The organism is Achromobacter sp. 2789STDY5608615 (assembly GCF_001298995.1).
Classification (GTDB): domain Bacteria; phylum Pseudomonadota; class Gammaproteobacteria; order Burkholderiales; family Burkholderiaceae_B; genus Achromobacter; species Achromobacter insuavis.
Map to the genome: position 1 here is coordinate 23,813 of NZ_CYTY01000007.1, position 10,451 is coordinate 34,263.

At 69.3% G+C, this 10,451-nt stretch carries 8 protein-coding genes; 6 read left to right on the forward strand and 2 right to left on the reverse strand.

The features are described from left to right. Positions 1–18: 18 nt before the first annotated feature. Positions 19–564: a GNAT family N-acetyltransferase gene (locus tag AOZ49_RS08020; RefSeq protein ID WP_054429407.1), complete on the forward strand. Its 546-nt coding sequence runs from the start codon at positions 19–21 to the stop codon at positions 562–564. A gap of 75 nt (positions 565–639) precedes the next feature. On the opposite strand, the gene AOZ49_RS08025 is transcribed toward AOZ49_RS08020, so the two are convergent. After that, complete coding sequence (locus AOZ49_RS08025) at positions 640–1,842, reverse strand: EAL domain-containing protein (RefSeq protein ID WP_231690278.1); 1,203 nt, start codon at positions 1,840–1,842, stop codon at positions 640–642. On the opposite strand from AOZ49_RS08025, the gene AOZ49_RS33410 reads away from it, so the two are divergent. Then, positions 1,831–2,256 (forward strand): hypothetical protein, encoded by a 426-nt coding sequence (locus AOZ49_RS33410; RefSeq protein WP_231690279.1) that lies wholly within the window; start codon positions 1,831–1,833, stop codon positions 2,254–2,256. The genes AOZ49_RS08025 and AOZ49_RS33410 overlap by 12 nt on opposite strands. Before the next feature lie 367 nt (positions 2,257–2,623). Here the strand turns inward: AOZ49_RS33410 and queC are convergent, their stop codons facing one another. Then, entirely contained in the window at positions 2,624–3,337 is a 714-nt protein-coding gene (queC, locus tag AOZ49_RS08030; protein ID WP_054474829.1) for a 7-cyano-7-deazaguanine synthase QueC, read from the reverse strand. A 170-nt stretch (positions 3,338–3,507) separates the two neighbouring features. On the opposite strand from queC, the gene ppc reads away from it, so the two are divergent. The 4 genes from ppc to AOZ49_RS08050 all read left to right on the forward strand — a co-directional run. After that, positions 3,508–6,354 (forward strand): phosphoenolpyruvate carboxylase, encoded by a 2,847-nt coding sequence (ppc, locus tag AOZ49_RS08035; RefSeq protein WP_054474830.1) that lies wholly within the window; start codon positions 3,508–3,510, stop codon positions 6,352–6,354. A gap of 101 nt (positions 6,355–6,455) precedes the next feature. Beyond that, complete coding sequence (locus tag AOZ49_RS08040) at positions 6,456–6,980, forward strand: sigma-70 family RNA polymerase sigma factor (protein ID WP_054474831.1); 525 nt, start codon at positions 6,456–6,458, stop codon at positions 6,978–6,980. Continuing rightward, positions 6,977–7,957: a FecR domain-containing protein gene (locus tag AOZ49_RS08045; protein WP_054474832.1), complete on the forward strand. Its 981-nt coding sequence runs from the start codon at positions 6,977–6,979 to the stop codon at positions 7,955–7,957. Before AOZ49_RS08040 ends, AOZ49_RS08045 begins: the two co-directional genes overlap by 4 nt. Before the next feature lie 113 nt (positions 7,958–8,070). Continuing rightward, positions 8,071–10,451, forward strand: a 2,381-nt coding sequence (locus tag AOZ49_RS08050; protein ID WP_054474833.1) for a TonB-dependent siderophore receptor, incomplete at its 3' end; no start/stop codon positions are given.

Consider the following 10,451-nt stretch of genomic DNA (forward strand, 5'->3'; position numbering starts at 1 on the left):
GCCTTTCTCCGCTTCCCCATGCCGCAACCTGCCGCCCCCCTCCTGATCCGCGATAGCGCGGATGCCGACCTGCCCGCCATCAAGGCCCTCTACGCGCACCACGTCCAGCACGGCACCGCGTCGTTCGAGCTGGAGCCGCCCTCCATCCAGGAGATGCGCCAGCGGCGCGCCGGCGTGCTGGAAAAGGACATGCCCTATCTGGTGGCGGAGATCGACGGCGAAGTGGTGGGCTATGCCTACGTCACGCCCTACCGCCCCCGCCCGGCCTATCGCCACACGGTCGAGGACTCGGTCTACGTCAAGGCGGGCCGCGCCGGCCAGGGCATCGGCGGCAAGCTGCTGGCCGCCCTGATCGAACGCTGCACCGCGGCCGGCTGGCGCCAGATGCTGGCGGTGGTCGGCGACAGCCGCAACGCCGCCTCGCTGGCGGTGCATGCGCGCCAGGGCTTTCACCCGGTGGGCACGCTGCGCTCTGTGGGCCACAAGCATGGGGAATGGCGCGACACCGTGCTGATGCAGCGCGCGCTGGGCGAGGGTGACGCCACGCCGCCGCAGCGCCCCTGATCGGCGCCTGAAGCGATCGGCATCCAAAGGCGCCGCGCGCCGATGGATGGTCTTCGTTGCGCTTCCTTTGCGTGGCTAGGGAGTGGAACGGTACGGCGCGCACGCAGCGATGGGTGTATCGGCCGGCCTGGCGACCGCCGGCGTGAGACGCTCGCGGCCCCGCGCCATGCCGGCGCGACGCCAGCGCTGCTCGGCCAGCGCGGCGGCCAGTTCATCGCCCGTGCCGGGTCGGAAGAACAGGAAGCCTTGCAGCAGATCACAACCGGCTTCGCGCGCAGCGCGGCAATGCGCCTCGGTCTCGATGCCCTCGGCCACGGTGGCGATATCCAGGTCCCGCGCCAACTGGCAAATCGAGGTCAATACCTTTTGCGCGTCCGCCTGCCGCGCGGCGCTCCAGATAATCGACTTGTCCAGCTTCAAGCCCGCCAACGGCAGCGCCGACAACCATTCGAGGTTGTTGTAGCCCTTGCCGAAATCGTCGAGCCAGACCTGGATGCCGCGGCTGGTGAATGCTTCCAGCATCGAGCGGATCTCGGCGGATCCCGCATGCAGCGCCGCCTCCTCCGTGAGCTCGATGCGGATATCGTCGGGCGCCAAGCCGCAGGCGGCGACATCGCGCAGGATCACGCCGACGACGTCGCGGCGGGCGAAGCTCTGCGGCGAGATGTTGATGTTCACCGCCAGCCCCTTCCCCGGCGCCTCCTGCCGCCAACGCGCCTGATCGTGGGCGATGGTGTGCAAGCCCCAACTGATCAGGGCCTGCCCGGCCTCGGGGGCGCCCGCTTCACGCAACAAGCCATCGATACCCATCGTCTCGCCGCCGGTCGCGCGCCATCGCAACAGGGCCTCCGCCCCGACGATCTCCAGATCCGTGGCGGTGACGATGGGTTGATAGTGGAACTGCAGGCGGTCGCCCTGGATGGCGGCCAGCAGCGGCGACACGGCGCCCTCTTTCCGGACCGCGGCAGGCTCGCTGCCATCCTGGGCCAAGGTGGCCGAAAACGAATAGCCCTTGCCGCGCAAGCTGCGGATCGGAATGGTCATGCCGGCGGCGACACCCTTGCGCTTGAGGCGGCTGATGACCAGGTCCAGCGCGCGCCCATTGCCGGGGATGTCCAGGCTGGCGGCGGCGAAATCCGCGCGGCGGATGATCCGCTCGGGGTGACCGTACATGCCCTTGAGCACCGCGCGTTCCATGGGCGTGAGGCTGACGCCCGGACCGGCGGGCGACACCAGCGTCCAATCGTTGTCGCACAGGCGCCAGCTTTGCTCGGCCACGACCGGCTCCGCCGCCACGTCCGGCCGGCGCGGCGCGGCGGGCTGGCACAGCGTCAACTTGCGCTGCGCCGACTGGATCGCCGCCGCCACCTCGCTGTAGCTGATGCGGGTGCCATAGCAACTGTCCGCGCCGGCCAGCAGAGCGTTGATACGCACCGCCGGGCTTTCGATATGGCGGATGGCGATGATGGTCGAATGCGAGAAACGCGCGCGCAATTGGCCGATCGTGATGTCCAGGTCCCGGGGCAGGCACAGGTGCACCTGGATTTCTCCCGCGTGACGCGCCGGCGCCGGCTCCTGGAGCGAGACGGGATTCAGGACGAAACCGATCTGCTCGAGCGAATCGGAGATGCCTTGCTTGGCGAATTCGTTATCGAAAATGAGGATAATGCGCGACCGATTCATGATGATTGAGCCCTGAGTAGAAACGCCTTTCCATCGAACGGTATTGAAATGTTTGTTTGCATCTCCATACCGGAACAGGGTCGCAAAAAATGGGCGCTCAATCCCTTGCCTGGCCGTGTAAAGTCGAAATTAAATGAAATCCATTCATATTTAAATGAATGGATTTCAATATATCGAAATAAAATTCACCGATCGGCGAAACGTGGCGACACGCGCACAGCTACTGTCAGCACGGGTTCTGACGCCATTGCGGCGTCAACTGGCCAGGCGCCGCGGCTGGCCGCCGGGCGCATCCTGGAGCAGGGGAGCGTGATGGCCACGTGGGCGGCGCACGGCTCGTTGAAAGAACGTTGCCATCGCGTGGCCGGCGGGCGGCTCACGCGCCGCGCTGCGCCGTCCACTTCTCCCAGCCGGCCCGGCGCAGCTTGCAGGCCGGGCATTCGCCGCAGCCGTAGCCCCAGCCGTGGCGCGCGCCGCGTTCGCCCAGGTAACAGGTGTGGCTTTCCTCGACGATGGTCTCGACCAGCGCGTCGCCGCCCAGTTGCTGGGCCAGCGCCCAGGTCTCGGACTTGTCGATCCACATCAGCGGCGTCTCGATGGTGACGCGGCTGCCCAGGCCCAGGCCCAGCGCCACCTGCTGCGCCTTGATGGTGTCGTCGCGGCAGTCGGGGTAGCCCGAGAAATCGGTTTCGCACATGCCGCCCACCAGCACGTCCAGCTGGCGCCGGTAGCCCAGCGCCGCCGCCAGCGTCAGGAACAGCAGGTTGCGGCCCGGAACGAAGGTGTTGGGCAGGCCGTTGGCCTGCATCTCGATGGCGCGGTCGCTGGTCATGGCGGTGTCGCCCACCTGGCCCAGCACCTTCAGGTCCAGCAGATGGTCTTCGCCCAGGCGCGGCGCCCACTGCGGGAAACGCGCGCGGATGTCGCGCAGCACGTTCAGGCGCGCATCCAGCTCGATGCGGTGGCGCTGACCATAGTCGAACGCCACGGTTTCCACATGGGCATAGCGGTCCAGCGCCCAGGCCAGGCAGGTGGTGGAATCCTGGCCGCCCGAAAACAGCACGAGCGCGCGACGTTGGTGATTCAGCATAAAAGGGGGTTTCTGCAAAGACTAAGGGATAGAGCCAGACTTTACCGCAGCCGGCCGGCTGCGCCGTAAGGAAGCCTGCGTAAAATCGGTGACGTTCTCGTTCACGGTTTACCAGCAGCGCGCATCACCCCACCCTCCCTTTCCCAGCAGCCCGACGGATCCCCCGCCCGATGAATGCCAGCCGCCCGCAGTCCGACTCCGCAGAACCCTTGCGTCACGATATCCGGCTGTTAGGCCGAATGCTGGGCGAAGTCATCGCCGAATGCGAAGGCAAACGCGTCTTCGACACCATCGAGACCCTGCGCCGCACCGCCGTCAAGTTCCGCCGCGAAGGCAACGCCGCCGACGGCAAGCTGCTGGAGCAGCGCGTCAAGCACCTGCAGGGCAGCGACCCCAACTCGGTGGCGCGCGCCTTCAGCTACTTCCTGCACCTGTCGAACATCGCCGAGGACCGCGACCAGAACCGCAGCCAGCGCGCCCGCGCCCTGGCCGGCGATGCGCCCGCGCGCGGCAGCCTGCGCGACGCGGTGCAGGCCCTGGGCCGCCATGGCGTGACGCCGGCGCGCATCCGCCGCCTGCTGGCCGACGCCTGCGTCATGCCGGTGCTGACCGCCCACCCCACCGAAGTGCAGCGCAAGAGCACGCTGGACGTGCATCGCGAGATCGCCGCCGCGCTGGCCCAGCGCGACCAGCCGCTGACGCCGGAGGAACTGACCGAACTCGATGCCGCGCTGCTCGGCCGCGTGGCCACGCTGTGGCAGACGCGCATGCTGCGCTACACCCGCCTGACGGTGGCCGACGAGATCGAGAACGCGCTGTCGTACTACCGCAGCACCTTCCTGCAGGTCATCCCGCGCGTCTACGGCGACCTGTCCAAGCTGCTCAATCGCGACGCCAAGCCCTTCGTTGCCCCACCCCCGCCGCTCGAGCCGTTCCTGCGCATGGGCAGCTGGATCGGCGGCGACCGCGACGGCAACCCGAACGTCGACGCCGGCACGCTGGAGCGCGCCCTGCTGCGCCAGGCCACCGTGCTGTTCGAGCACTACCTGCAGGAAGTGCATGCGCTCGGCGCCGAGCTGTCCATCACCACGCTGCTGATCGCGGTCGACCCGGCGCTGCTGGCGCTGGCCGAACACAGCGGCGACGACTCGCCGCATCGCAGCGACGAGCCCTACCGGCGCGCGCTGGTCGGCGTCTATGCGCGCCTGGCCGCCACCGCGCTGCGCCTGACCGGCCAGAACCTGGCCCGCCGCAGCACCGTCGCGGCCCAGCCCTACGACACGCCGCAGGAATTGTCGGCCGACCTGGCCGTCATCGCCGCGTCGCTGGCCGCGCACCATGGCGCGCCGATCGGCAAGCTGCGCCTGGCCGGCCTGCAGCAGGCGGTCGAAGTGTTCGGCTTTCACCTCGCCACGGTCGACCTGCGCCAGAGTTCCGACGTGCACGAGCGCGCGCTGGCCGAACTGTTCAGCCGCGCCGGCGCCACCCACGAGGGCCAGCCGCTGGACTACCTGGCGCTGGACGAGGACGCGCGCGTGGCCCTGTTGCGCGCCGAACTGGCGCAGGCGCGGCCGCTGGCCTCGCCCTGGATCGCCTACAGCGAGGACACCACGCGCGAACTGGCGGTGCTGCGCGCCGCCGCCGCCGGCCGCATGCGCTACGGCAAGCAGGCCGTGCGCCAGACCATCGTCTCGCACACCGAGACCCTAAGCGACCTGCTGGAAGTGATGGTGCTGCAGAAGGAAGCGGGCCTGATCGCGCCCGCCGGCCAGGAGATCGCGCCGGAAGACGGCCTGATGGTAGTGCCGCTGTTCGAGACCATCCCCGACCTGCAGCGCGGCGCCGACATCATGGCCGCCTGGCTCGATCTGCCCGAGATCCGCGAACGCGTGAAGCGGGCGCAGAACGGCGCCCAGGAAGTCATGCTGGGCTATTCCGACAGCAACAAGGATGGCGGCTTCCTGACCTCCAACTGGTCGCTCTACCAGGCCGAACGCGCGCTGGTCGACGTGTTCTCCAGCCGCCACGTGCGGCTGCGCCTGTTCCATGGCCGCGGCGGCTCGGTCGGCCGCGGCGGCGGTTCCAGCTTCGACGCCATCCTGGCGCAGCCGCCCGGCACCGTGGCCGGCCAGATCCGCCTGACCGAACAGGGCGAGGTCATCCAGAGCAAGTACAAGGATGCCGAGGTCGGCCGCTGGCACCTGGAGCTGCTGGTCGCCGCCACGCTCGAATCCAGCCTGGCGCCGCGCGCCGAGGCCACCAGCGCGGAAGACGCGCACATGGCGCATCATGGCCCGGCCATGTCGTTCATGTCCGAGACCGCGCAGCGCAGCTACCGCGGCCTGGTCTACGACACGCCGCGCTTCGCCGAATACTTCTTCGCCGCCACCCCGATCGCCGAGATCGCCGGCCTGAACATCGGCTCGCGCCCGGCCTCGCGCAAGAAGGGCCAGCGCATCGAAGACCTGCGCGCCATTCCGTGGGGCTTTTCCTGGGCCCAGTGCCGCCTGATGCTGACCGGCTGGTACGGCATGGGGTCGGCCATCGAGGCCTACCTGGAAGCCGGCGCGCCGGGGGCGCCGCGCTCGCGGCGCGGCCGCCTGGCCCAGCTGCGCGAGATGGCCCAGGACTGGCCGGCCTTCCGCACGCTGCTGTCCAACATGGAGATGGTGCTGGCCAAGTCCGACCTGGCCATCGCCGCGCGCTACGCGCAACTGGTGCCGCAACGCGCGCTGCGCGAGAAGATCTTCGGCATGATCAGCGCCGAGCATGGCCGCACCCTGGCCATGCTCAAGCTGCTGACGCGGCGCGAGCTGCTGGCCGACAACCCGTCGCTGCAGGCTTCGCTGCGCGAGCGCTTCGCCTACATCGACCCGCTCAACTACCTGCAGGTCGACCTGATCCGCCGCCACCGCGCGGCGCAAAAGTCGCCCGCCGCCGAGGCCGATGAACGCGTGCAACGCGCGATCCACCTGACCATCAACGGCATCGCCGCCGGGTTGCGCAATTCGGGTTGAGCACCGGCATTGCGGGGGCGCCGGCATGTGACATAAAATGAGTATTATTCTCATCCCATTGCGCCGGGCCCTCCGCATGCCTTTGCGCCGGAGGCCTTGCCATGCCCCCCCCCGAATCCGCCGTGCCGCGACAGGGCATCGAGAGCCTGTATGCCGAACACCACGGCTGGTTGCGCAGTTGGCTGCGCCGCCGCCTGGGCGACGCCTGGGACGCGGCGGACCTGGCGCACGACACCTACCTGCGCATCCTGCACACCGGCCGCCTGCCTGAACCGCACCAGTCGCGGCAGCACCTGGCGCAGATCGCCCGCTGCCTGGTCATCGACCTGCGCCGCCGCCGCCAGATCGAGGCCGCCTACCTGGAAACCATCGCCCACCTGCCGCGCCCCCAGGCGCCGTCCGAAGAGGCGCGCGCGCTGGTGATCGAGGCGCTGGTCGAGATCGACGCCATCCTCAACCAGCTGCCGGCCAAGGCGCGCGAAGCGCTGCTGCTGTGCAAGCTCGATGGCCTGCCCTACAGCGACATCGCCGCCCGGCTGGGCGTCTCGGTATCGTCGGTCAAGAAATACATCGCCGCCGCGCTGCTGGCCTGCTATCAGGCGCAACTGACGGCGGCCGGCGCATGACGGACGCCGCGCGCACCCAAGCCCCGCTGGACCCCGCCATCCTGCGGCAGGCGGCCGAATGGATCGCCCAGCTGTGGTCGGACGACGCCAGCGACCAGGACCGGGCCGACTGTGCCCGCTGGCGCGCCGGGCACCCCGACCACGAGCAGGCCTGGCAGCGCCTCACGGCGTTCGAGGACAAGCTGCTCAGCCTGCCGCGCGACGCCGCGCGCCATGCGCTGCGTCCACCCGCCCGCGGCGCCGGCCGCCGCCGCGCCCTGCGCGCGCTGGGCTTGGGCGCGATCCTGGCGGGCGCCGGCTATGCCGCGCGCGGCACCGAGACCTGGCAGCGCGCCACGGCCGACTACCGCAGCGCCACCGGCGAAATCCGCGACCTGACCTTGCCGGACGGCACGCGCGTCACGCTATCCACCGCCTCGGCCATCGACCTGCGTTTTTCCGACACCGAACGGGTGGTGGTGCTGCGGGCCGGCGAAATCCTGGTCGCCACCGCGCCCGACAGCGCCGCCGCGCCGCGCCCCTTCCTGGTCCGCACGCGCCATGGCACGGTGCGAGCGCTGGGCACGCGCTACAGCGTGCGCGACGATGACGACACCTCGCGCGTGGAGGTGCTCGAGGGCGCGGTCGAAATACGTCCCGCGGATGCGCCCGGCGCCGGAATCCGGCTCGACGCGGGCCAGGGCTCGCGCTTTACCCGCGACCGGGTCGACTCGCCCGTCACCGTCGCGCAGGATGCCGCCGCCTGGAGCCGCGGCGTGCTGGTGGCCGACGGCATGCGGCTGGACGACTTCGCCGCCGAACTGGCGCGCTACCGTTCCGGCATCGTGCGCTGCGACCCGGAGGTGGCCGGCCTGCGCGTCAGCGGCGTGTTCTCGCTGCGCGACACCGACAGGGCGCTGGACAACCTCACGCGCGGGCTGCCGGTGGCCGTGACCTATCGCACGCGCTACTGGGTCACGCTGCGGGCCGCCGACTGAAGCGCGGCGCCACCGTTACAACTTTTCCGCGCGGCCGATTGTCCCTCGCGCCTGCTCATCCGGGATACAGGGTGACTCCCTCCACCCTAGACCCGACCAGCAAGGCTCCAGTCATGTCCGTCCATCCGCCGTCGCGCGGCCGTCCTGCGGCCGCTCCCACCCTTCTCCCCGTCCAGCGCCGCCCCCTGTCGCGCCGCGCCGCCGCGATCCGGCTGGCGCTGCTGATGAGCGCCGGGCTGGCCGCCACGGGCAGCGCGCCGCCCGCGCAGGCCCAGAGCGCCGAGGCCCGCCGCGCCTACGCCATCGCCCCCGGCCCGCTCAGTCAGACCCTCAACGCCTACGCCAGCGCGGCGGGCGTCGAACTGACGATGAACGACAGCCTGCTGCAGGGCAAGCGCAGCGATGGCATCCACGGCAGCTACAGCGTGGGCGAGGGCTTCGCCGCGCTGCTGCGCGGCCACGGCCTGCAAGCGGCGCGCGAGCGCAACGGCAGCTACACGCTGCAGCCGGCCCCCGCCTCGTCGCCGGACGCCACCACGCTGGAGGCCGTGACCGTCACCGCCCGACCGGAAACCGCCACCGGCCCGCTGCATGGTTACGCCGCCCGCCTCAGCGCCACCGGCACCAAGACCGACACGCCCATCATCGAAACGCCGCAGTCGATCTCGGTGGTCGGCGCCGAGGAAATCGAAACGCTGAAGGCGCAGAACCTGCAGGACGCGCTGGGCTACGTGGCGGGCGTGAGCCGCTTCGAGGGCATCTCGCGGGTGCAGGACACGCTCTACATCCGCGGCTTCCAGGCGCAGGCAGGCACCGGCAGCCTGTATCGCGACGGCACCAAATACACCGTCAACGCCTTCAACGGCAAACAGGAAATCTACGGGCTGGAACGCATCGAAGTGCTCAAGGGCGCGTCCTCGGTGCTGTACGGCACGGCCGGGCCCGGCGGCATCATCAACATGGTCAGCAAGCGGCCCACGGCCACGCCGCAACACGAACTGAACGTCGAACTGGGCAGCTTCAACCGCAGGCAGATCTCCGGCGACTTCAGCGGCCCGCTGGACCAGGACGGCGTGTGGTCATACCGGCTGACGGCGCTGGGGCGCGACAGCGACACGTTCGTCGACTATGTGAAGGACGACCGCACCTTCATCGCCCCGGCGCTCAAATGGCAGCCGAGCGCGGCGACCTCGCTGACGCTGCTGGCCGACTACCAGAAGGACAGGACCAACTACGTCTACTGGTTGCCCGCGCAGGGCACCATCTTCCCGACCGTCCACGGCAAGATCCCGCGCAACCGCTTCACTGGCGAACCGGGCTACAGCAAGTTCGATTCGGAGCGTTACTCGATCGGCTATCTGTTCGAGCACGCCTTCAACGAGCGCGTCACGCTGCGCAACAGCCTGCGCTACTTCCACTCGAACAGCGAGTTCCCCCAGGTCTGGGTGTCGGGACTGGCGGCCGACCAGCGCACCTCGGCGTTTCGCGGCGGGACCCTGCGCTGGGAACGCTCCTCGTCGGTGGTGGCGGACACCTCACTGCAGTACCGCGGCACGCATGGCGGCATCGAGCACACGGTGCTGGCCGGATTCGACTACACCCGTCCCAAGAACCAGTCCGAGCGCTATGACCGCACGGCCAGCAATATCGATTACTACAACCCGGTCTATGGCGCGCCGCTGGGCCAGCCGACCCGGGACGAATGGTGGTCCTACAACGCCGACAGCACGCAATTGGGCCTCTACCTGCAGGATCAGATGAAGATCGCCGACAAGTGGGTCGTGCTGCTGGGCGGCCGCTACGACCACGTCCGCGACAACCAGAGCAACCTGTACACCGGCGAGACGTCCATCGACAACGAAAAGAGCAAGGCCTTCACCGGCCGCGCCGGCCTGGTCTATCTGGCCGACAACGGCCTGGCGCCCTATCTCAGCTTCAGCCAGTCGTTCGAACCCACGACCGGCAGCGACCGCCAGGGCGCGCGTTTCGAACCGACCACCGGCGACCAGTACGAGATCGGCCTGCGCTACCAGCCGCCGGGCTCGAACACCCTGATCTCGGCCGCCGTGTACCAGCTCACTCGGCAGAACGTCTCGGTCACGGACCCGGTCGATCCGGCCTACTCGGCCCAGATCGGCGAAGTGCGTTCGCGCGGCTTCGAACTGGAGGCGCGCACCCGCGTCGGCCGCAACGCCAACGTGATCGCCGCCTACGCCTATACCGACGCGCGCGCCACCAAGGCCAGCCCGTTGCAGCCGTCCCAGGCCGGCCTGCGATCGCCCGGCATTCCGTTCCACCAGTTGTCGCTCTGGGGCGACTACAACTTCGGCAGCTTCGGCATGCCGGGCCTGAAGATCGGCGCCGGCATGCGCTACCAGAGTTCCACCAAGCCCAACACCGGTGACTTCAGCGTGCCGTCGTTCACCCTGTTCGACGCCATGGCCAGCTACACGACCGGCCCCTGGAGCCTGGCGTTGAATGTCACCAACCTGTT

What these genes read in the sequence shown, in the direction of transcription:
- AOZ49_RS08020 (WP_054429407.1), top strand. Translation starts at nt 19, where the DNA reads ATGCCGCAACCTGCCGCCCCCCTCCTGATCCGCGATAGCGCGGATGCC.
- queC (WP_054474829.1), bottom strand. Translation starts at nt 3,337, where the DNA reads ATGCTGAATCACCAACGTCGCGCGCTCGTGCTGTTTTCGGGCGGCCAG.
- ppc (WP_054474830.1), top strand. Translation starts at nt 3,508, where the DNA reads ATGAATGCCAGCCGCCCGCAGTCCGACTCCGCAGAACCCTTGCGTCAC.
- AOZ49_RS08040 (WP_054474831.1), top strand. Translation starts at nt 6,456, where the DNA reads ATGCCCCCCCCCGAATCCGCCGTGCCGCGACAGGGCATCGAGAGCCTG.
- AOZ49_RS08045 (WP_054474832.1), top strand. Translation starts at nt 6,977, where the DNA reads ATGACGGACGCCGCGCGCACCCAAGCCCCGCTGGACCCCGCCATCCTG.